At 42.3% G+C, this 21,883-nt stretch carries 18 protein-coding genes; 9 read left to right on the top strand and 9 right to left on the bottom strand.

Features of this window, described 5'->3' with window-relative positions; all coding sequences use genetic code 11:
* Positions 1–13: 13 nt before the first annotated feature.
* The 8 genes from ACMXYW_RS08650 to ACMXYW_RS08615 all read right to left on the bottom strand — a co-directional run bounded on the left by ACMXYW_RS08650 (position 14) and on the right by ACMXYW_RS08615 (position 10,644).
* A complete protein-coding gene (locus ACMXYW_RS08650; RefSeq protein ID WP_415901006.1) occupies positions 14–316 on the bottom strand; it encodes an antibiotic biosynthesis monooxygenase family protein in 303 nt (100 codons plus the stop codon).
* Between the two features lie 12 nt (positions 317–328).
* Positions 329–3,280: an EAL domain-containing protein gene (locus tag ACMXYW_RS08645; RefSeq protein WP_415903730.1), complete on the bottom strand. Its 2,952-nt coding sequence runs from the start codon at positions 3,278–3,280 to the stop codon at positions 329–331.
* A complete protein-coding gene (locus ACMXYW_RS08640; RefSeq protein ID WP_415903729.1) occupies positions 3,267–3,737 on the bottom strand; it encodes a hydrogenase maturation protease in 471 nt (156 codons plus the stop codon). The genes ACMXYW_RS08645 and ACMXYW_RS08640 overlap by 14 nt, the downstream gene beginning before the upstream one ends.
* Entirely contained in the window at positions 3,737–5,239 is a 1,503-nt protein-coding gene (locus ACMXYW_RS08635; protein WP_415903728.1) for a nickel-dependent hydrogenase large subunit, read from the bottom strand. Before ACMXYW_RS08635 ends, ACMXYW_RS08640 begins: the two co-directional genes overlap by 1 nt.
* Before the next feature lie 11 nt (positions 5,240–5,250).
* Positions 5,251–6,144, bottom strand: a complete 894-nt coding sequence (locus ACMXYW_RS08630; protein ID WP_415903727.1) for an NADH:ubiquinone oxidoreductase — start codon at positions 6,142–6,144, stop codon at positions 5,251–5,253.
* A 232-nt stretch (positions 6,145–6,376) separates the two neighbouring features.
* Positions 6,377–8,515, bottom strand: a complete 2,139-nt coding sequence (locus ACMXYW_RS08625; protein ID WP_415903726.1) for a Tex family protein — start codon at positions 8,513–8,515, stop codon at positions 6,377–6,379.
* 7 nt (positions 8,516–8,522) lie between these two features.
* Complete coding sequence (gene trxC, locus ACMXYW_RS08620; protein WP_415903725.1) at positions 8,523–8,951, bottom strand: thioredoxin TrxC; 429 nt, start codon at positions 8,949–8,951, stop codon at positions 8,523–8,525.
* A 103-nt stretch (positions 8,952–9,054) separates the two neighbouring features.
* Positions 9,055–10,644 carry an ABC-F family ATPase gene (locus ACMXYW_RS08615; protein ID WP_415903724.1) on the bottom strand — a complete coding sequence of 530 codons (1,590 nt, stop codon included), beginning with the start codon at positions 10,642–10,644 and terminating at the stop codon, positions 9,055–9,057.
* Between the two features lie 230 nt (positions 10,645–10,874).
* Here ACMXYW_RS08615 and ACMXYW_RS08610 point away from each other — a divergent pair, with 230 nt between their 5' ends.
* The 4 genes from ACMXYW_RS08610 to ACMXYW_RS08595 all read left to right on the top strand — a co-directional run bounded on the left by ACMXYW_RS08610 (position 10,875) and on the right by ACMXYW_RS08595 (position 17,207).
* A complete protein-coding gene (locus tag ACMXYW_RS08610) occupies positions 10,875–11,303 on the top strand; it encodes an acyl-CoA thioesterase (RefSeq protein ID WP_415903723.1) in 429 nt (142 codons plus the stop codon).
* 3 nt (positions 11,304–11,306) lie between these two features.
* Positions 11,307–11,765: a hypothetical protein gene (locus tag ACMXYW_RS08605; protein ID WP_415903722.1), complete on the top strand. Its 459-nt coding sequence runs from the start codon at positions 11,307–11,309 to the stop codon at positions 11,763–11,765.
* A 115-nt stretch (positions 11,766–11,880) separates the two neighbouring features.
* The gene (gene sbcD, locus ACMXYW_RS08600; protein ID WP_415903721.1) at positions 11,881–13,512 is read left to right on the top strand and encodes an exonuclease subunit SbcD; all 1,632 of its coding nucleotides are present in this window, start codon (positions 11,881–11,883) and stop codon (positions 13,510–13,512) included.
* Complete coding sequence (locus tag ACMXYW_RS08595) at positions 13,509–17,207, top strand: SbcC/MukB-like Walker B domain-containing protein (RefSeq protein WP_415903720.1); 3,699 nt, start codon at positions 13,509–13,511, stop codon at positions 17,205–17,207. The genes sbcD and ACMXYW_RS08595 overlap by 4 nt, the downstream gene beginning before the upstream one ends.
* 40 nt (positions 17,208–17,247) lie before the next feature.
* On the opposite strand, the gene ACMXYW_RS08590 is transcribed toward ACMXYW_RS08595, so the two are convergent.
* Positions 17,248–18,219: an integron integrase gene (locus tag ACMXYW_RS08590; RefSeq protein ID WP_415903719.1), complete on the bottom strand. Its 972-nt coding sequence runs from the start codon at positions 18,217–18,219 to the stop codon at positions 17,248–17,250.
* Positions 18,220–18,456: 237 nt separating this feature from the next.
* Here ACMXYW_RS08590 and ACMXYW_RS08585 point away from each other — a divergent pair, with 237 nt between their 5' ends.
* From ACMXYW_RS08585 to ACMXYW_RS08565, 5 genes are all read left to right on the top strand, one after another.
* Positions 18,457–18,927, top strand: coding sequence for a DUF805 domain-containing protein (locus ACMXYW_RS08585; RefSeq protein ID WP_415903718.1), 471 nt, complete (start codon positions 18,457–18,459; stop codon positions 18,925–18,927).
* 27 nt (positions 18,928–18,954) lie between these two features.
* A complete protein-coding gene (locus ACMXYW_RS08580) occupies positions 18,955–19,242 on the top strand; it encodes a hypothetical protein (RefSeq protein WP_415903717.1) in 288 nt (95 codons plus the stop codon).
* Positions 19,243–19,306: 64 nt separating this feature from the next.
* Positions 19,307–19,573, top strand: a complete 267-nt coding sequence (locus tag ACMXYW_RS08575; RefSeq protein WP_415903716.1) for a hypothetical protein — start codon at positions 19,307–19,309, stop codon at positions 19,571–19,573.
* A 442-nt stretch (positions 19,574–20,015) separates the two neighbouring features.
* Entirely contained in the window at positions 20,016–20,462 is a 447-nt protein-coding gene (locus tag ACMXYW_RS08570; RefSeq protein WP_415903715.1) for a hypothetical protein, read from the top strand.
* A 929-nt stretch (positions 20,463–21,391) separates the two neighbouring features.
* Positions 21,392–21,847 (top strand): hypothetical protein, encoded by a 456-nt coding sequence (locus tag ACMXYW_RS08565; protein ID WP_415903714.1) that lies wholly within the window; start codon positions 21,392–21,394, stop codon positions 21,845–21,847.
* The last annotated feature ends 36 nt before the right edge of the window (positions 21,848–21,883 follow it).

Here is a 21,883-nt window from a genome sequence, read left to right as displayed (position 1 = left end):
GCTTTTTTATTTCTTAAAAGGCTTTGGTGAAACCCTCAAATTGAGGTGGCCCTAAATAGATACCTTGTGCAGGTTTTGCGTTGGCATGTGCTTTTCTAAACGCTTCAGATTTCGTCCATTGTTTGAAAGCTTCTTCCGATTCCCAGATGCTGTGAGAGATGAAAATAGTGGATTCTTCAGAGCTAGGGCCTTGTAACAAATCAAAGCTTTTAAAGCCTGGCACTTCATCTAGATATGTATCTCGGTTTTTCCAAATTTCAATAAAATCATTTTCTTTACCCGGAATGATTTTAAAGCGGTTCATAGCAATAAACATATATGCGTAGCCCTATTTCTTGTTATTCAAAAAATGAATAAATTGATCTGCTGTAATCGGTTTAGAAATATAATACCCCTGTACTTCATGACAGCCTAGGTCTTGCAGTAAACAGAGTTGTTCCTTTTCTTCTACACCTTCAGCAATCACTATTTTACCCATAATATTGCCCAGATGTATGATCGATTCAATGATGGCTTTGGACTGGCTAGAAAATTGGATGTCATTAACAAAGCTTCTATCAATTTTGATTCGATCAACAGGTAATGAGGCAAGGTAAGACAGTGAAGAATAACCTGTACCGAAGTCATCTAGTGCGATACTAACTCCTGTGTTCTTTATAGCCTCTAATTGAACTTGTGACAGTTCAGGATCGGACATGGCTGCTGTTTCTGTAATCTCAAGTTCTAGCTTGTGAGCGGGGACTTGATGAGTGCTGAGTGCAGTTTCTATATCCAGTATTAAATTGGCATCGAGTAGCTGAATCGTTGAGAGGTTAACGGCAATTTTAGGTACAGTTATATTGCTTTGAGACCATGCAGCGATATGTTTTAGCGTGTTATCTAATACCCAGCTTCCTAATTTGATGATCAGACCGCTTCTTTCAGCAATCGGTATAAATTCAGCGGGAGATATGTTCCCAAGCTCTTTACTTTGCCATCGTAATAAAGCTTCTGCACCGACAACTAAGCCTGTTTGAATATCAATTTTGGGTTGAAATAAAAGACTAAGTTCATCGTATTCAATTGCATGATGAAGATGCGTTTCGATAGTACGTTTATATTGAATGCTTTTTTGCAGCTCTAAATCGAAGAAATGGTAATGGCTCCCCGATACCCCTTTGGCCTCATACATTGCCATATCTGCATTTTGCAGGAGAATGCCTGTGTCTAAACCGTCAGAAGGTAATAGGGTTATGCCTATGCTAATGCCAATATGTAATAAGTGATCATCAACTTTAAAGGGTCGAGTTATTGAAGAGATGATCTGTTGCGCTAGATGTTTAGGATCATCGAGGCAAGTGATGTCATTTTGAACAATAGCAAATTCATCTCCTCCAAGCCTTGCGACTAAATCAGTGGATTTTGTGCATAGCTGCAAACGCCTTGCGACAAGCTTGAGAAGAATATCACCACTTAAATGTCCTAATGTGTCATTCACATCTTTAAAATTATCAAGATCCATAAAGAGAACTGCAGACGCCTTATGGTTCTCCCTTGCATCTACTATGGAATCTTCAAGTTGATGAAGTAAGACTGACCTATTCGGTAGATTAGTAAGTAAATCATGTTCGGCTTGATACCTTAGGCGTTTTTCAGCTCGTTTCTGTTTAGTGATGTCGGCCTTTAATGATAAATAATGACTAATATCCCCGTTGTTATCTAAGATTGGGGTAACAGACATGGATTGCCAAAATTTTTCACCTGATTTTTTTCTATTGAGGATTTCGCCTTTCCATCTATTTGAGGCTTTGATAGTTGACCAAAGCTCTTTGTAAAATTCTGCTGGCATTTCCCCAGATTGAACAATGTTGCTTTTTTTACCGATTGCTTCTTCTGCGCTATAGCCTGTATTTTCTGTAAACATGGGGTTTACATAAACAATAGTGCCTTCAGTATCTGTAATAACGACTTCACTAGAACTTTGTTCGACGGTTGTTGAGAGGAGGCGAATGTGTTCTTCGTTTTTCCTGCTCTGAGTTATGTCACGAGTCGTAACTACAAAGCCTCCAGTCGGCGTAGGAGCAGATTCACATTCAATTATTCTTCCATCTTTAAATGTCTGAACCCATTGGTATTTATCTGAGATCAATTTCTGGCAAGGCGGTATCTGTTGCGGGTCTAAGATCTCTTGGTTGTTGCTAAATAGAACTTCATAGCCCGGTATTTGCGCTAGTATGTCGGAATCTACATTAATGTTGGTTGTAAATGACTCATTAAAGGTTTGTAGATCACCTATACCGCTAAACATAGCCACACCCTGACTGATGGTGGATAAGGTGCTTTGAAGCAACTGTAGGTGTTTCTCAATATCTGCTTGGCGTTTCTGTTTCTCTTTAGCTTTTACTACGGATATGTCTGTAGCAGAAAGGATGAGCCCTTCCTCTTTACCCGCTGACCCGTAAATTAAAGTGCCTTTTAGCAGAAAATATTTCTGGCTAACATCTTTATGGCGGCCTGTTGGGTCACGAAAGCGTATCTCTTGTTCAAAACCATCGTTGCTATAAACTGCGCGATATAAATATGGTCTCTGGTCCCAGTTTTTTGCAGGAAACCTTTCAATGATTTCAGTAAGGGTTTCGTCACGAAGGAAGTTGTCGGGCGAGCTTCCAATTAGTTCTTTGGCTTTTACATTTAAAATGGATTCAGCATAACGATTTACCCGGGTGATTCGTCCCTGATTATCGGTGACGACTAAGAACTCCTCCATTGTATTAGTAATGCTATCAATCAGCTGATTGACCGAAAGTAGATGTTGATTGTTTGCTTCTAACTCTACCTTTTTATGCTCGACTTCACTTAGCATTGAGTCCATTGACTCTAGGTTCGATAGTACTTTTTTCTGCAATGCTGAATTGACTGTTTTTAATACATCTAATTCAGTTTGATGATCTAAATCTTCCTCACATGTTTCTACTGTTTTGGTTTCAATTAGAGGGAGGGTATTTGTAACAAAGAAATCACCTTGTCGTTCGACAGTAAAAACTTCTGGATTAGTTTTTAGGTCAGTGGTTAAACCGTGTTTAGGGCAAATAACCTTTCCATTGTCATCCATTTTGGCTTCAAGAAGCGAAACATGTGCGTGCTGGCAATAGAGAGGTAGGGCGTATAGTTTTTTTTGGTGCTCGATTATTAATAGTCGATTTTTTTTGTGTTCAGGGTGAGCAACCCAGCGGATATGACCTTGAATATTAACTTCTCGCTCAATAACTAAACGGGTCATTTGTTTCTCAGGAGCAAACATAGAGCGGCTCCTGACTCACACGGTTTAAGATCTGATTGCAGGCTTCAGGGACACATTCCTCAATAATAGGAGAAAGTTTCTCAGAAAAACTTGAGACTTGGTGGATTGTTACCGTCAAAATCTCAATCACAAGTTCTTGTGAGTCAAACAAAATGTCGCAATGCTTAATAAGCTCTTCTAAGCCTCCATCGTGAAGGTTTCTGGCATAGCTTGTCTGGAACTCATCTTTAGAGAACCACTGTAGTGTACCCGCATTGTTGCTGTCGGATTGGTAGGCGTCGACCAATATTAATCGCGATGTGTCTTTGATCAAACGAGTAGCTGTCAGACTATTAGTAGCGCAATAGTAAAGATCTACTTTTGACGGCAAATCGGTTTGGTTGAGAGTGTTATAGACTGCATAACCAAAGCCATCATCCCCATGCCATTCATTTCCAAAGCATAAAATCACCGTCATTAAATCACTCCATAACGGTGTTTCTTGTTACTGCCTAGTAGATGTACGGTACATACTAAACAAGGATCATGAGAGCGGACCACGTGACCGACAGATAAAGGATCATCTATATCTGGAATATCTATACCAATTAGGCTGCTTTCGATGTGACCAGGTTGTTGATTTTGATCTCTAGGTGATGCGTTCCAAGCAGTGGGTGTGATTACTTGGTAGCCAATGATGCTGCCATTTTCTACCTTCATCCAATGACCGAGACTTCCTCGCGCGGCTTCAATCATGCCTATACCTTCACCATCCAAGAGGGGTTGGTGAACCATAGTTGGTTCAGAGATATTAGCTAACAGGCCTTGAAGCTGTTCTTTTAACAGAGTGATTGAGCTAACTTGGCGTTGTATTCGTGCAAATTGCCTTAGAAGAGTATTGCCACCTTGCTTCTTTAACATATCAAGAAGAAGAGGGTCTTTATCTAAAATAAGCTGCGCTAAAGGACCTGTTTGGACGACTTGGTCGTTATAGCGAGGGGCTTTAGCCCAGCTGTAACGATTGCTGTCAGGATCGTATTTTGGTTGAGTTAGACCGTCATGAGGATGACGTGGTGCAGCTTGGTCATCATGGTACCAGCTGTAACTGATATCCTCAGTAATCTGTTCTTGATCTAAAGGCTCAAAACTTTGGGTTGTAGCATCGTAGATTCCACGATTGCGTAATGTATCTTCTGGATTATCTGGATCGATAAGGGAGCCATAACTCATCAATAATTTACAGCCCCCGCCAATTTGATTTAACGCGATATTTTTACCGAATTGATAGAATAGACTCGCAGCGCCTTTACCTCTTTCGGTGAGTTCATTAAGTTTTTCTAAGCTGTCAATCTGAATCCAAAGCTCTATGGATACTCCAAGTACTTTCGTTTCTAACCAATTGATATAGTTGTCGACCACACTTAATGCACTAATGACTTTATTGGTATCAGGGAGGGAAGTGACTCCTCCAGGGACCATATAAGAAGAGTGAGGCCACTGCCCACCAAATATAGCGACGATTTCAATTATATCGCGACTAAATCGGACAGCATCTTGATAAATGCTCCCAGTCATATCCTCAAACTGTTTTTTTATCTGATCGTAAAGCTTGAGTTTGGAGTAGTTAGGATGGCAAAGATCAGGGGTAAACATCAGAAATGTTTGCCTGCAATCAGACTGAATCTCTTCAGCTAACAAACAGATATTCCTTACTCTGATGGCATTAGGCGGTGGCGTGATATGAGACATGGATTCTAATGCAAGTACACTCGCATATAGATGCGCAGTGCTACAAATACCGCAAATTCTTGGGGTGATCGCCAGTGAATCCATGGCTGCTCGGCCAATGAGTATCTGCTCGAAACCCCGATACATTGTGCCGATACACCAAGCATTAGTGACGACCCCTTGATCCACTTCAAGTTCTAGCTCAAGGTCACCTTCTACTCGGTTTAGCTGTACTTTTACTCTTCTGCTCATAACCGTACTACTTAAGGTTTCATTTTACGTTCAATGATTCTGATTGGAGCCGCATCATTTGCGAGGCCTTTATATGCCATATACCGTGGTCGGCTGACGCCTAATGGTAGTGCTACTGGGATATCACCGACTTTTTCCGTTTTGAATAAGGGAGCATCTCTTGGGAAATCTGGCGAAACACAGCCTAAACAGGGTACGCCTTCACGGGTTTTACTACTGCGGTTATTCCAAAGCTCAGTATTACAAGTTGCTGTTGTATATGGGCCTTGGCAGCCTAAGTTATAGAACAAACAACCCGCTTCTCCGAATTGCTCCTCTTCGATATCGTATTCATGGTATTCATTCCTAGTACACCCTTGATGGACCATCGTGCTGTAAAAGGCTTCCGGTTGGTTAAAGTTATTAAGAGGAAGAGGGTAGTCTTTGATGATAGCAATAAGGGTTTGAATGATTGTGTTCGGATGAGTAGGGCAGCCAGAAATATTGATGACGGGCAGGCCGCTTTTACTTCTGAATGAATCAGGTAATAAGCCGCCAGAACTACCTTGGCTCGATTGCATCCCCGTGCACTCGGTCGGATTTGGTGGGGCTGCTGGTACTCCACCGTAGGCTGCACATGTACCTACGGCTACAACATAATCTGCTTTTTCTGCTAATTCCTTAATAACAAAAGCTTTAGGGCGATCGTTAAAGGTATCAAACATACCGCTGCCGTTAGGGCCGAGTGCAAGACTACCTTCAATGCATAAAATATTTAGAGGCTTTTGGTCGGTTAGGATTAGATCTATATCGGAAATTAACTCGCGCATAGGGCGAGTTGAGAGAGAGGGCTGCCAAAGGACATCCAATTGATATTGCTGCACGAATTCAGGCCATGAAGGTTTATCAGCGCAAAGGAGTGACATTGTATCTCCACTGCATGCGCCAGCCTGCATCCATAGTAAATTTGTTATTTTTGTAACCATGGAATCTACTTCAATCAAGCGTGTGGTTACAGTCTAGTATTAGTTATAGCTTATGTCTCCTCTTAGTTATTGATTTTGAACAATAAAGATAGTTTTTTAATGAATGAATTTTAATTAAATAAATGCAGAGAAATGAATAATTCTCATTAATACTAAAATGAGAATTATTCTATTATTCAGTACGCATTGAGAGGGAGATTCGCTTCCGCTTAAGATCAACTTCAAGTACTTTAACGCTGACAATTTGACCTGGTTTAACGACATCATGCGGGTCTTTGACAAAACGGTTAGCCAGTTGCGAGATATGCACCAAACCATCTTGGTGAACGCCAACATCGACAAAAGCACCAAAATTAGTCACGTTTGTAACTGTACCTTCCAGTACCATGCCTTCAATAAGATCACTAACGCTTTCAATACCGTCTTGTAATGTAGCTGTTTTGAAATCAGGACGCGGATCTCTGGCCGGTTTTTCGAGCTCTTTGATGATGTCCTTGATGGTATAAAGGCCAAAGGTAGAATCGGTGTAATCTTGCGGGTTAAGTGATTGTAAGAAGTCACTATCTCCGATAATTGAACCTAAACTACGTTGGTTCTCTTGAGCTATGCGTTGCGCGGCGCTGTAAGCTTCAGGGTGAACACAGGAGTTATCTAAAACCTGTTTGCCATTCTGTATACGTAAAAAGGCAGCGGCTTGCTCATAGGCTTTGGGGCCAAGCCTAGCAACTTTTTTAAGCTGAGTTCGGCTCGTGAAAGCGCCGTTATCATCACGATAAGCAACGATGTTGTTAGCTAGTGTTGTGTTCAATCCAGAAATGCGGCTTAAAATTGCAGGTGAAGCACTATTTAGATCTACGCCAACTGCATTCACACAATCTTCAATCACAGCTTCCAGTGCATGATTAAGCTCGGATTGGTTTACATCGTGTTGATATTGACCAACACCAATCGCTTTGGGCTCAATTTTTACTAGCTCAGCTAAAGGATCTTGCAAGCGACGCGCTATCGACACCGCACCTCGAATAGATACGTCTAGGTCAGGGAACTCCTTAGTAGCAAGTTCAGATGCCGAGTAAACTGAAGCACCAGCTTCACTCACAATAAGCTTTTGAGCATTAATCGAGTCGTGTTGCTTAAACATCTCCGTAACGAGTTTATCGGTTTCTCGTGAGCCAGTACCATTGCCAATACTAATCAGCTCGACATTGTGCCTCTTACAAAGCTTAAAAAGCTTATCGATTGCTTGTTCCCACTGATTTTTTGGTGGGTGAGGGTAGATCGTCGTGTGCTCTAACAAACGGCCCGTTGGATCAATAACAGCAACTTTAACCCCAGTTCTAAGACCCGGATCGAGCCCTAAGCTGGTTTTAGCACCTGCAGGTGCTGCGAGCAGAAGGTCGTGAAGATTCCGGCTAAATACTTTAATTGCCTCGGCTTCTGCGGAGTCTTTTTGTTTTGCTATCAGATCTTTAGTGAGTTTAGATTTGATACGACTTTGCCAGGCTGTATGCACCGCTTGAGTGAGCCATTTCCCTGAAGGTCCGTAGTGAGGAAGACCTGTCATCTTGGATAGGAAAGTCTTAAAGCGGTTTTCATCCATATCTAAAGCGGATTTCAGTATGCCTTCATTGATACCACGTAATATCGCTAACATGCGATGTGAAGGGATGGATTTAATCGCTTCACTATGGGCAAAGTAATCACGGAATTTTGAACCTTCGCTTTCTTTGCCTTTGCTAACAGATACCTTTAGTTTGGCTTCATTCCACACACGTAGTTTTAGTTCGGCCTGTAACTTCAGATCTGTTACCAGACGATCCGTTAAGATGGCTTGAGCACCCTCTAAGCACTCATCTTTGGAACTGAAACCTTTATCAGAACAGATAAAAGCTTTGGCTAAAGCGTAAGGTTGTTGATCTGGCTTTTGAATGATTTGATCGAGTAATTTTCCTAGGCCAGCATCAATAGCGATTTGAGCTTTGGTTTTGCGTTTACTCTTGAATGGTTGATAGAGCTCTTCTAGCTCAGTCTTACTATTGATCTGGTTAATCTGCTGGTGGAGCGCTGGTGTTAATACGCCATCTTGCTGGAGTTTCTCTGTGATTGTTTGTTTACGAGCCACTAGAGCACGAAGATAATCTAAACGAGCTGCAAGCTGCCTTAACTGAGCATCATCTAGTGCACCGGTAGCTTCCTTTCTATAACGGGCAATAAACGGGACGGTTGAACCGCTATCTAATAATTCTATTGTGGCTTTAACTTGTTGTGCTTTGATGCCCAGCTCTTTAGCTATCTGATTGTTCAGCTCCATAATGACGTTATGCCTTTTGTAGAGTTTGCAAAATCCATTGCTTTAGCTGCGGTTCTGAAAGTGCGCCCGCGACTCGATCGATCTCTTTGCCAGCTTGGAACATCACAAGGGTAGGAATGCTACGGATATTCATGTTTTGGCTAGTACGTGGAGCTTTTTCGGTATCTACTTTTGCAAAGAGCAGTATTTCAGATTCAGCTGCAGTCTTCTCAAATATGGGCTTCATCATTTGGCATGGGCCACACCAGCTTGCCCAGAAATCTACGATGACAGGTAACTCATTACTATCTACATACTTTTCAAAAGATTGGTCATCTAGCTCAGCTGGTTGATGGGTGTGTAGCGGACCTTTGCACTTACCGCATTTGCCGTCGACATGTGATTTGTCATCAGGAATACGGTTGGATGTATGACAGCTAGGGCAGACGATAATCATAAAGCTCACCAAAGAATTGAAAGTAATTTATGCAAGGAGGAAAAATTTAAAAGCCTGATTGAGGTTAACTGCAATCAGGCTTTTTAGGCATTAGCGCTTAGGTTTATTCTACGCCTTGGCTCTTCAGGTAGTCTTCGTAACCACCGCGGAAGTCGACAATGCCATCAGGCGTGATCTCTAGAATGCGGGTTGCTAGGGAGGATACAAACTCACGGTCATGGCTGACAAAGATCAACGTACCTGGGTAGTTCTCTAGGGCAAGGTTTAAGGATTCAATCGATTCCATATCCAAGTGGTTAGTTGGCTCATCCATCAGCATGATATTTGGACGCTGAAGGATAATCTTGCCAAATAACATGCGGCCTTGCTCACCACCAGAGATCACTTTAACTGATTTATTGATCTCTTTTTGTGAGAACAACAAACGGCCTAGCGTACCGCGGATAACTTGCTCATCATCGCCTTCTTGGCCCCATTGACCCATCCAATCAAGCAGTGTTTTATCTTCTTCAAAATCAGCTGCATGATCTTGGGCGTAGTATCCAAATTCTGAGTTCTCAGACCATTTGATTTCGCCAGCTGTTGGTAGAAGGTCACCATACAGACAACGTAATAGGGTGGTTTTACCACTACCGTTAGGCCCGATAATCGCGATGCGCTCGCCAACCTCTACCATTAGGTTAAGGTTTTTAAACAACTCTTCATCAAAAGATTTTCCTAAGCCTTCAACTTCAACGGCTAGTCGGTGTAGCTTGGTAGCTTGTTCGAAGCGGATAAATGGATTCTGACGGCTAGAAGGTTTAACCTCCTCTAGCTCGATCTTCTCTATACGTCGTGCTCGTGACGTTGCTTGCTTAGATTTAGAGGCATTGGCAGAGAAGCGGCTAACAAAACTCTTAAGGTCAGCGATCTGTGCTTTCTTTTTAGCGTTATCAGCAAGCAGACGTTCACGTGCCTGCGTCGATGCCGTCATATACTCATCGTAGGAGCCTGGGTAAACACGCAGCTCACCGTAGTCTAAATCAGCCATATGCGTGCACACGCTGTTTAGGAAGTGACGGTCGTGCGAGATAATGATCATAGTGCAGTTACGCTCGTTAAGAACACCTTCTAGCCAACGGATCGTGTTGATATCCAAGTTGTTGGTAGGTTCATCGAGAAGCATGATATCTGGCTCAGAGAATAGCACCTGAGCAAGCAGTACTCGGAGTTTCCAACCTGGCGCCACTTCACTCATCGGACCGAAGTGCTGTTCTGTGGGGATGCCAACACCTAAAAGCAGTTCGCCTGCACGTGATTCAGCACTGTAGCCGTCCATCTCAGCGAATTCGCCTTCGAGCTCTGCTGCACGGATGCCATCTTCTTCAGTCATCTCTGGATTAGCGTAGATTGCATCACGTTCTGATTTAACAGCCCATAATTCTTCATGGCCCATAATAACGGTATCCATGACGCTGAATTCTTCGTAAGCGAACTGATCCTGTTTTAGCTTACCAATACGCTCGTTTGGCCCTTTGGATACATTGCCTGCGCTTGGTTCTAGGTCTCCGCCTAAGATCTTCATAAATGTGGATTTACCACAGCCATTGGCGCCAATTAAACCGTAGCGATTACCTTCGCCAAATTTAACTGAAACGTTTTCGAATAGAGGTTTAGCACCAAACTGCATGGTGATATTTGCTGTGGTTAACACGATATTAGATCCGCTATAGATGACTGCGCTCTTAAGGAGCGAGTAAGGAGATAAATTTGGTGCGTATTATGCCAATAAGCGCATGTAGGTAAAAGGTTGAAGCGTCGCTTTCTAGGCTCTTTCTAGGGTAAGGATTCAAAACAACTTACGCAAAACCTTATAGACCAAGGTATAGTTATAAGTACATATTGGAATAACAGACCTCCATCTAAGAAGTAGGACCATGCATTATGTCTGATCAAGACCAAACACAAGAAGTTACAAAGGGCCGACTGACTACACGTACAATGGCTATGCCAGGTGATACCAACCCTTCAGGCGATATTTTTGGTGGTTGGGTGTTATCGCAGATGGATATTGCTGCAGGTATCTGTGCAGGCCAACGCGCACAAACTCGTGTAGTAACTATGGCGGTAGATAGCATGTCTTTCATCCGACCAGTAAAAGTGGGTGATGTGCTGGGCGTCTACACGGAAATTGTCAAAGTAGGCCGTACATCGATGGAAATTCACGTTGAAGCTTGGGTGAGACGTAGTCGGATTGGTAAGCGTGAAAAGGTGACGCAGGCTATTTTTAAGTTTGTCGCGATCGATGATGATGGCGTACCAACGCCTGTTCCTGTAGAAGCTGATCTGCCATCTTACGTTTTGGAAGATTAAGTTGTGATTACATTTTCTATTATCAAGAAATTATCTGCACCAGAAGTAGAGCCTCAATCTGATGTTCGTTATCTACTGAGACAAGAGGGTCGCAAGCAGAGTTTGGTGCTGTGTTATGCCGTAAAACGGGACTTTCTATCAGTACCCAAAACTTATTCGATTCTCGAATTTAGTGCTGATGAAGTGCTCGAAGTTCATCAGATGTCTATTGAGGATTATCTAGATGGATTTGAAGAGGATATGGATATACCGCAGGCGGGCTTTTATCAATTCGACACAGATGACCCAGAGGAGGCTAGTGCTGATGATGAGGATGAGACCGATGTCCTTGTGCTAGTGATTAGCGACAGTGTCTTTGAAGTTACCTACCAAACGCTCAAACAACACGAAGATACCTATCACTGTGCTAATGCTGAACAGGCATTAATACAGTATCTAACCGCTGAAAAATTACCTAGCTAACTCCACCATATTGCAGAGACTATGGATGGTGCTCCTAGCGGTAACAATATAATATGAGCTTCACCTCAATGGAGGTGAAGTTTCATTGTATCTATGGATTGCCGAGCCTTACTTAATGCGCATTTTACACACCTCTGACTGGCACTTAGGTCAGCACTTTATTGGAAAAAGCCGATTAGCCGAACACCAAGAATTTATAAAATGGCTATTAGGTGAAATTCAATTAAATCAAATAGATGCATTAATAATATCAGGTGATGTCTACGATACAGGTTCGCCTCCAAGTTATGCGCGAGAGTTATATAATCAACTCGTTATCGAAGTAAATAAACTCGATTGTCAGTTAGTGGTTTTAGGCGGTAATCATGACTCTGTTTCTACGCTGAATGAATCCAAAGGCCTGCTTAAACATCTCAATGCGGAAGTCATAGCGAGTGTTGAATCAGAACTTGAGCAGCAGATTATTACCTTGAATCATCGCTCAGGTGAACCGGCTGCCATCCTGTGTGCAATTCCTTATATTCGTCCTCGTGATGTGATGCAAAGTGCTGCTGATCAATCGGCTAAAGATAAAGCGCATTCATTAGGCACGGCAATCGCAGAACACTACCAAGCCATCTATGATCTGGCTAATCAAAAGCGAAAAGAGCTTGGGCTGCCTATCCCGATCATCGCTACAGGGCATTTAACAGCAATGGGTGTTAAAACCTCTGAGTCTGTTCGTGATATCTATGTTGGCAATCTAGAGGCATTTCCAGCCAGTGCATTTCCACCAGCAGATTACATCGCTTTAGGCCATATTCACCGGCCACAGATAGTCGCTAAGTCTGAGCATATTCGCTATTGCGGCTCACCAATCCCTTTAAGCTTTGATGAGATCGGTACGCAAAAGCAGGTATTGATGGTTGAATTTGAACAAAGCCATTTAAAAAAAATAACACCGCTCCTAGTACCGACCTTCCAACCTATGGCAAGTATCAAGGGCGATCTAGATTCTATTAAAGCGCAATTGAACGAACTTGAGTCTCAACAGCATGAACTTCCGGTTTGGTTATCGATTGAGGTTCAAACCCAAGATTACCTGAACGATCTTACCCAGCGTATTGAGCAATTAACCCAAGATCTTAACGTTGAGGTTCTGCAGCTACGAAGGGCGCGTAAACAGACCCAACGAGGTTTAGTCGGCAGGGAGAAAGAGACACTCTCTGAATTGAATGCTTACGAGGTTTTCACACGTAGGCTTAATGATGAGGTTTTCGAATCCGAAGCCGAACAAAACCGTGTTCAACGCCTTAAAGATCGCTTCTGCCAGATCGTAACGACTGTGGAGTCTGAAAATGATCTTCATGCCAGTAAGCCAGCGGATGAGTTCTTTTCTTCAATACAGACACCTCCTGCTCAAGACTGCCAAGAGCAAGAGCAAGAGCAAGAGCAAGAGCAAGATGATCGCTCAGAACCAGAGGATTTAGAGGATCCTAGTAAGCACGCTCCAGTTGATGCATCTGATAGTGATGATGAATCAGAAGAGCTTGGACAGGAAAAACAAAACGACAACAACACGCTGAATCTGTTTTCTTTAGAGAATGATTCTTCCGATGAGCCAAAATCCATTGCAGTTAAAAACAAGCACGCAAAAGGCAAAACGGAAAAAGTTGAGCAGGCTAAACAGCTAAATGACAATAAGATCGATCAAGACGATCTTTTCTCTGCTTTAGCTCTGGATACAGCAGAGGAGAAAAGCCTGTGAAAATTTTAGCGCTGCGCTTTAAAAACATTAACTCACTGAAGGGTGAGTGGAAGATCGATTTTACTCAATCGCCGTTTATCGATAATGGTCTTTTTGCCATCACAGGCCAGACAGGTGCCGGTAAAACGACAATTTTAGATGCGATCTGCTTGGCCTTGTATCACCGTACGCCTCGCTTAGGGACAATCTCTAAAAGCACGAATGAACTGATGACCCGTGGTACAGCAGACTCGCTCGCTGAAGTTGAGTTTGAAGTAATAGGTAAAAGTTATCGTGCGTTTTGGAGTCAACGTCGCTCCAGAGATCAGGTTGATGGCAATCTACAAGAAGCCAAAGTTGAATTGGCAGAGGTAGGTGAAAGCGGTGAAGGCAAAATCATTGCTTCACAGGTTAAGCAGAAGAATGAGCTAATCGAGACAATTAGCGGCTTAAACTTTGACCGCTTTACTAAATCTATGATGCTCTCTCAGGGCCAATTCGCAGCGTTTCTCAATGCTGATGCCAATGAAAGAGCCGGATTGCTGGAAGAGTTAACCGGTACGGCTATCTACAGCTTGATATCAGAGAAGGTATACGAGCAGTTTAAAGAGACAGATAACCACCTCAAACAACTCGAAGCACAGGCTAAAGGTGTTGAGTTGTTATCGGATGAGAAGATTGCTGAGCTTAAATCCGAACAATCAGCGATTAGTGCACAACTTAAAACCTTAGAGAAAGAGCAGAGCGAACAGCAATCAAAGGAACGCTGGTGGACTGATCTGCAAAAAGCTGAGCAACAAAAACAAAGCGCTTTGGCTGAACAGGAAGGCGTTAAGCAGCGTAAAGAAACGGCTAAAGGCTCTCTAGAAAAATTAGCAGTGAGCGAACCGGCTGAGAAACTAAAAGCTCCGTACCAACTTTATCAAAGTGCAAAGCAACGGCTTAACGATCTTGCACAGATTAAAGAGCAAAATGCAGCTCAACTAGTATCCGCTACCGATCAGCATAAAAGTTCTGCGCAATCTCTTAATGAAGCAGAGCTAAAACTAAAACAGACTAAACAGCATCAATCAGAACAAGAAACGCTGATTAACGAGCAAGTAGTGCCGTTGGATGCTGAGTGTGAACGGCTTACTCAATTAAAAGAGAGCGCTACTGCTGAACTGAAAAAGCATCAGTCTGAATTAGAACAGCAGAAAACAGCACAAAAACAGATTAACGACAAAATTAATCAAGCCAAGGCTGAAACCTCGCAGCTTGAAAATCAAATAGCCGAACTTTGTCATCTTGAAGGTGCTGCAGAGCGTATCCCTTTATGGCGTAGTCAGCTAGAGCAAACACATCAACATACGGCTGAAGTTAAAAACCTGACAGATCACCTTTCAGGCTTACAAAAGCAAATAGATACGGAAAAACAAAAAACTGAGTATTTACAGCGAGATGTATCTGAAAGTACCACGCAAAAAGAGAAGTTGATCGACGGCTTTAAGAACACTCAGGAGCAGTTGCAAGCACTATTAAATGGCCGTCTACTAGCCGATATCGAAGCACAGTGCAGCCAGCAACAATCGCTGCAAGCAAGCTTTATTCAGGCGAAGAATCTATCTGCTCAGTATATCCAGCTGCAAAGTGAGCAAACTGTTGGCAGTAATGAGTTAAGTCAGCTGGAGGTTACTGCTCAGAAAATTGAAGGTGATCTCACTAATCTTCGTGAGCAGTATCAGAGGGAAGATCAGCAGTTCAAAGATTTAAAGCGACTGTTAGAGCAAGAGCGCCAAATACAAAATCTCGAAGCAGAGCGGGCTAAGCTTCAACCGGATCAGCCTTGTCCGCTGTGCGGCTCAAAAGAGCATCCCCTAGTGGCTGATTATCAACCTCTAGATATGGGTGAAACCGAGCAGCGCTTTGTTAAGGCTGAACAAGCGCGTGATCAGCTTAAGACTCAAGGTACACAACTAAGAGAACGCTATAACCAATTAACGACTGTGCAGATCGTTAACCTTAAAACCCGTCTGCAACAGACTAATGATCAGCTACAGCAACTTCAGCATGAGTGGCAAGTTTTACAGCAACTGTTGGGGTTTAGTTTCGGGCCAAATCAGACTGAACAGCTTGATTATGCAATCACGCAATTCGAGCAGCAGCTAAATAACCAGCAATCAGAAATCGAACAGCTGCGCCAGTTTAGTGAGCAGATCAATCAACAACAGCAAGGGATCCATAAGGCAGAACAGACCTTACAGCAAGCTCAAGCCAATTTAGAACTGTGCAACAAAGAGTTTGAAAACCTAACTCAGTTGCAGCTTAAAGATACACAGCGTCTACAAGAGCTTAACGAGCAGATCGCTGCAGTTAAGCAAGGTCTATCTCAAGAGGTGACTGAATTACGACTGACGCTACCCGAACAAGGGCTAACGGATTGGTTAAATACGCTAGAAAGCCAAATCGCTAACTTACAGCAGTTACAGCAGCGCCTTGAAACCTTAAATCGCATCCAAGAAACATCGGCGGTTGAGTTAACTCAGGCTAATCAATCGCTAGAAAAGCAAACTGCACTCTGTACTGATCAGCAAAACAGTCTTAATGATCTCTCACAGGATCTGGCAGAAAAGCAAGCGACGCGTAGGACGCTATTTGGTGATAAATCAGTTGCCGATGAACGCTCATGTTTGCTTGCAGAGATAGACAAAACTGAGCAGAACCACCAGCAGGTATCAGCTACACATAAACAGCACGAAACCGAGTTAACACGTTTGCAGACAACGATTACTGAGCAAGAACAACAGCTGGGTCTACTCCAAACTGAATTTAGTAGTCAGAAAATTAAATGGCAACAAGCGCTAGAAGGTAGTCCATTTGATTCTGAGCTGGCACTCCTCGATGCCCTAATTTCTGACGAAGAGAGGCAGCAGTTAAAAGCGCTAAGCGAAGAGATCGCCAAAGCTGAACAGCATTCTGAAACTTTACTTAAACAAGCTGAGCAGCAACTAATAGAGTTACAGCAGTTTGGATTAGAAAAGCAGTATGAAAAGATCAATGGTGAGCAAATCGCTATAGAGTTGGCTCAGCTAGATAATCAGATTAAACAGCTTTTACTTCAAAAGGGCGAAGGCACTGCACTACTACAAGACAACGAAAAGCGCCGTGAATCGCAACAGCAGCTATTTGCTGAGGTAGAGCAGTCAAAACAAGAATATGATGATCTTTCCTATTTGAACTCCCTTATTGGCTCTCAAAAGGGAGATAAATTCCGCCGCTTTGCTCAAGGCCTAACACTCGACCATTTGGTTCACCTAGCGAACAAACAGCTAGAACGTCTGCATGGTCGTTATATGCTGCAGAGAAAACAATCGGGTGCTCTAGAGCTTCAAGTACTGGATACCTGGCAAGCAGATACCGTGCGCGATACCAAAACATTATCAGGCGGTGAAAGCTTCCTAGTCAGCTTGGCATTAGCATTGGCCCTGTCAGATCTTGTTAGTCAGAAAACCAGTATCGATTCACTGTTCTTGGATGAAGGTTTCGGTACCCTCGATAGTGAAACCTTAGATACGGCATTGGATGCGTTGGATAGCCTAAATGCATCAGGCAAGATGATTGGTGTTATCAGTCATATTGAAGCAATGAAAGAGCGCATCCCAGTGCAGATTAAAGTTAAGAAGATGAGTGGGTTGGGTACGAGTAGGTTGGAAGAGCAGTATTCGATGGCAGGTTGAACAGAGAGCTAGATTCAATCTAGCCCTCATAAATATATTTCTATAGATCTTGTAATGGACTAATAACAGCTCGACCACCGCGATTAAGCACATGGGTATAGATCTCAGTAGTTCTTACGTCGCTATGCCCAAGCTGTTCTTGCACCGTTCTTATATCCGCACCGCGTTCTAAGAGGTGTGTTGCAAAACTATGGCGAAGGCTATGGCAGGTTGCGGGTTTGTTAATACCTGAAGCTGCAACTGCCTTTTTAAAGGCGCGTTGTAGGGATTGGTCATAAATATGATGCCTTCTGATCGCATTGTTTTCCCTTTTATCAATTGTGCGAACTTTGGCTGGAAATAGATATTGCCATGCGAATTCAAAAGGGGCTTTTGGATATTTCTTTGATAGAGCGTAGGGTAGATAAACACCATCCCAATGTTCAGCTGCTTTATCCTCTTGAAAGTAGGCTTGGCAGATCTCTAATTGTCTGTGCAAATCTGGTACGCATGCTTCAGATAGAGTGGTAATACGATTTTTTCTTCCTTTGCCGTCGTTAACTGTGACTGAAAGTCTCTCAAAATCAATATCCTTAACCCTTAGTCGACATACTTCCATTACTCTTAAACCAGATCCATACATCATTTTTGCACAAGCTAAATACTCCCCTTGAAGATGAGCAAGTAAAAGCCTTAATTCGGACTGTGTTAAAACAACAGGTAGTTTTTTAGGTGTCTGTGCACGATGAAAATCACCTAATTCCAAGGATGATGGATCCCAACCTAACACCTGTTTGTAAAGATACATCAAAGCATTCAGAGCAGTTTTTTGCGTCGAGGGTGATACTTTCTGTTTAAGTGCAAGATGCTCTAGATATTTAACAATGTGTGCTGTGGTTAGATTATTAGGATGCTCCCTGTTGTGGAAGCGAATGTATTTGAGTATCCAGTAGATATACGTTTGTTCGGTGCGTTTGCTATAGTGGCGCGCACGTAAATGATCACGAATTGATTGGATAAAAGGTGAGGGCATAAAACACATCCTTGTGCTGTTTTTATATACAGTATTTCATCCGTTTGTTTGTTGTGCAAGGATAGTAGATCAAATTGATGTTTTTTCCCGAAAGCATAATATCTCTAAGCAAGGAAAGCTTATGAAAATCAAAATATTAAATACCCTTTCTAATTTCTATTCTTGGAGATATATATCAAATTGACGCGTTTAATCACGTCAATTTGATATATATTTAGCTGTTATGGCGAGTAGCAAATGAGATCTCTATTTTCATTCAAAGGAACTGCAAGTAGAAAAGAGTTTTTCTTGGCTGTTATTGCCTTAGCGGCTATAGCCTACTTGGTGAGCTATTTAAGAGAATCAATTTATCCTTTATCTGAAACCGGCATAGTTCAATATGCACTAATTAAAAACTTGCTTGCCCTTATATATCTAACCTTGTTACAGCCAATCATTGTCAGAAGGCTAAGGGATATAAAGCTATCAGCATGGTGGGTATTTTTATTCTGGTTAACACTACCTATTAACGTTGTTAATTTACTGGCTCTTCAGCAGATTTTTGAAATTCAAATTGATTTAGCGAACTTGCCAACTGAATGGGGGCTACTGGTAAACTTTCTTTACCTGTTAGCTATAAGTACCGTAATTTTATCTATCATGCTGCTTGTTGTGCCAAGTCGCCATAACAAGAAAAGCCATCCGACGCCTCCGGCGCGACTGCTTTAGGCGTTAAATGTCTTTAGGTAATTACCAATGGAATGGAATTTCGATCAAGAAAAAAATGTTGCAGCACTCATTACAAAGCAGGTGGTAGAAATGGGTTTTCCTATTCTACAGGTCATACATTATTCGGATGATCACTCTTGGGCTTTTATGTGCGGCACAACTAGCAAGCCCTCGGATACATTAGTTGTGAGTATGGAGCAGGCAATTTCATTTGATGAATCTCTCCATAAGATAGCTACTTTACCCCCTGGATATATCGCAAGCCGGAACACCGTTAACGAAGAATGGGTTTGTGAACAGGTGGATGACATTTAACAAGTCAATTAAATCGCTTCGCTTGGACGCGCTTTGCGCGCCATTTATTGAGGCGTTATACGTAATGGAAAAATTGAAGCAGTCACGCCTTTATTATTACTTATGTGCCTTTTTCGGATGCTTAATAGGGCTGCTTACATTCTATGTTCAAGTGCCTGTTTGGTTTGATTACTTCACTACCGGCAGTATTGAGTTTTCTATTCATAAATATAATTTTCAATGTATTGAAGAGTGTGCAGTTATGGGGAATATAGGATATTCCCTTGCGGGAATAGTATTTCTTGCACTAGGACTTCATGCACTGCATTACTTGCGGGGAAGTGAAAACTAGTATGTTTATGTATAACAAGTTTGTTAATAATCGCCCTTCGGGCTGGACCGCAAACTGCGCCGCTTCGCAGCAATGCGGCCCATTACAAAAGCGTTACAAGTCAAAAAAGCTTTATAAAGCAAACTCAGCTCTAATCAGGTACCACCTGCTAGTAGCTAGCAGGTCAGCATCAAGGAATGTGCTGCTTCATCTCTCAATCATTCCGTTCTTGGTGCTGTTAGGCAGTCTGTAGTTTCAGCACCCTTATCTCTGTTTTCTGGTGTGCCATAGCTATAAATTGCCGTAGTAGCTAGTGCGCTGCATTAGCTTTAAATTAATAATTTCAACGCGTCAGGAGTGATTAAATGGATATGGAGTGTTGCCGTGTAACAAGCAACAGCATCCGATCGTCGCTGCGCTCCTTCGGCTGTGTTGGGCGTTAGCTGTCTAATCGGAGTAAGGAATGAATCCTCCAGATTATAAAAACTATTCAATTAGGGAATTACTTGAGGCACTGGACGGTGTTGATAGTGAAGAATATCCTGATCGTGCAGAATCAATAAAGAGTGAGCTTCAATACCGCCAGAAAGCGGGATATTCCATCACGGCTTCTTCGCCAAGGGAGAATTTCTTTTCTTCGGAATTATCGTTTTACGATGTAGCACTTCCTATATGGTGGCAGTGCACTTGGCGCTATTTTGTCGGCGCGGGTTTAATCTCCCTAGTTTCCTACTTTCTAATTTCTATGGTTGTTGGAATGTTAGGTTTACCATTCATTGTTCTTGCGGTATCTCTTGCTACGGTCAACTTAGCAATAACAGTGTATGTGGGCATTTTTATTACTAGGCAGGCACTTACGGCGAAGTATAAAAACTTCCATATTCAAATTGTGCCCAAACAAAACAGCTAACAAGGCGCTCAAGTAATGACGCGCTTTGCGCGCCACTTAGCTGAGCGTTAAATGTCATGCAGGCAAATCACGTAATTATCATTATTGGTTTTATATACACGCTATTGATAGCTGTTTTATTTAATGTGGAGTTACTAGCATTCGGTATTGTTGCCACTATAGGGGCACTTTGGATCGTTAGCATTGCAAGGAATAGAAAGCTAAGCCTTAAACAGTTAATTACTGTTGAGGTGTTTCCTGTTGTTATCGTTATAGCAGTACTAGTGCTCACAGGAACAGTCTTCTCACTACATAGTGTTCAGTCGTTCTATGTTTGGTTAATTATGGTTCCAGGGATTATTACATTTGGATTTGCTTATGTTGTTACGGTTAATAGCTTTATATGGAAAACGATAAAAGGCTTCTTGAAGTAGCCTTACATTTAACAAGAAAAGGCATCCGACGCATACTGCGCGGCTGCTTTAGGCGTTATACACCTTATGGAAAATGAAGCTCAGTACTATCAGGGATTAAGAAAGATCATAAGAAAAAATGAGACATGTCGATCTTACTTCATGCCTCTTTTACTTATGCTGCTTGTTTTTGGGGCATTGGGAATAGCGTTCCCACCAATATTGGTTCTGGAAACTGTCACTTTCTGGTTTTTCTTGTTCTTAATGTACCGAACATGTTTCTCAAAATGTCCTAGGTGCAATGGATTCTATTGGGGTATCCCTATTTTCGGCTACATACCTGGTATCTGGGGGCATAGCCACACAAGTAGGTGTGCAAAGTGTGGTTTAAGGCTAAGTATTTTGCCGGAAATTACAGAGCCAACAAATGATAAAGATGGTGGTTGGGGTGGTTAAGCGTATAACAAGTAACAGCAGCCGATCGTCGCTGCGCGCCTCCAGCTGTGTTAGGCGTTATGCGAACTAATGGAGTAGTGAGTGTTTAAGGAAATTCTTCAGAAATCTATCGTCGGCTTTTTCTTTGGTCTAGGCCTTGCCGTTTCTGTGACATTAATCTTCACAGTATATGACCAATACAGGTACAAAATTAAGAATCTGTTCGGACCAAGCACTATTCACTATGTAGGTGATTCTATATCTGATCTAACAATCCTGAAGCATAAACAACGTATGGATACAGAGAATTATACTGTTGTGGGCTACGTTAAAAACGTTAGTGAAATTCTATATAAATCTGTCGATATCAGGATAGATATTATGGATGGGGAGTATATTCTTGGCTCTTGTTACGATCAGGCTCAAACTGATATTGGGAAGGGTTACTTTAACGCTGGCGATACTGGTAATTTCATCATTAGTTGTAGGGAACTTTCTACCTCAGGCAATAAGTACCCATACAAAATATATATAGATAGTGCAGTTGGTTTGGAATGATGGTGCGCATAACAAGAAAAACCATTTCGACGCGCT

It is taken from the genome of Neptuniibacter sp. QD48_55 (assembly GCF_047778115.1).
Taxonomy (GTDB): Bacteria; Pseudomonadota; Gammaproteobacteria; order Pseudomonadales; family Balneatricaceae; genus Neptuniibacter.
Note: the sequence above shows the minus strand (reverse complement) of the source record. Positions and strands in the feature narration are given on the sequence as shown.

Excerpts from the sequence above, each read along its gene's own strand:
- sbcD (WP_415903721.1), top strand. The coding sequence starts at position 11,881 with ATGCGCATTTTACACACCTCTGACTGGCACTTAGGTCAGCACTTTATT.
- ACMXYW_RS08590 (WP_415903719.1), bottom strand. The coding sequence starts at position 18,219 with ATGCCCTCACCTTTTATCCAATCAATTCGTGATCATTTACGTGCGCGC.
- ACMXYW_RS08580 (WP_415903717.1), top strand. The coding sequence starts at position 18,955 with ATGGAATGGAATTTCGATCAAGAAAAAAATGTTGCAGCACTCATTACA.
- ACMXYW_RS08635 (WP_415903728.1), bottom strand. The coding sequence starts at position 5,239 with ATGAGCAGAAGAGTAAAAGTACAGCTAAACCGAGTAGAAGGTGACCTT.
- ACMXYW_RS08585 (WP_415903718.1), top strand. The coding sequence starts at position 18,457 with ATGAGATCTCTATTTTCATTCAAAGGAACTGCAAGTAGAAAAGAGTTT.
- ACMXYW_RS08610 (WP_415903723.1), top strand. The coding sequence starts at position 10,875 with ATGTCTGATCAAGACCAAACACAAGAAGTTACAAAGGGCCGACTGACT.
- ACMXYW_RS08575 (WP_415903716.1), top strand. The coding sequence starts at position 19,307 with ATGGAAAAATTGAAGCAGTCACGCCTTTATTATTACTTATGTGCCTTT.
- ACMXYW_RS08625 (WP_415903726.1), bottom strand. The coding sequence starts at position 8,515 with ATGGAGCTGAACAATCAGATAGCTAAAGAGCTGGGCATCAAAGCACAA.
- ACMXYW_RS08640 (WP_415903729.1), bottom strand. The coding sequence starts at position 3,737 with ATGACGGTGATTTTATGCTTTGGAAATGAATGGCATGGGGATGATGGC.
- trxC (WP_415903725.1), bottom strand. The coding sequence starts at position 8,951 with ATGATTATCGTCTGCCCTAGCTGTCATACATCCAACCGTATTCCTGAT.
- ACMXYW_RS08645 (WP_415903730.1), bottom strand. The coding sequence starts at position 3,280 with ATGTTTGCTCCTGAGAAACAAATGACCCGTTTAGTTATTGAGCGAGAA.
- ACMXYW_RS08650 (WP_415901006.1), bottom strand. The coding sequence starts at position 316 with ATGTTTATTGCTATGAACCGCTTTAAAATCATTCCGGGTAAAGAAAAT.
- ACMXYW_RS08630 (WP_415903727.1), bottom strand. The coding sequence starts at position 6,144 with ATGTCACTCCTTTGCGCTGATAAACCTTCATGGCCTGAATTCGTGCAG.
- ACMXYW_RS08570 (WP_415903715.1), top strand. The coding sequence starts at position 20,016 with ATGAATCCTCCAGATTATAAAAACTATTCAATTAGGGAATTACTTGAG.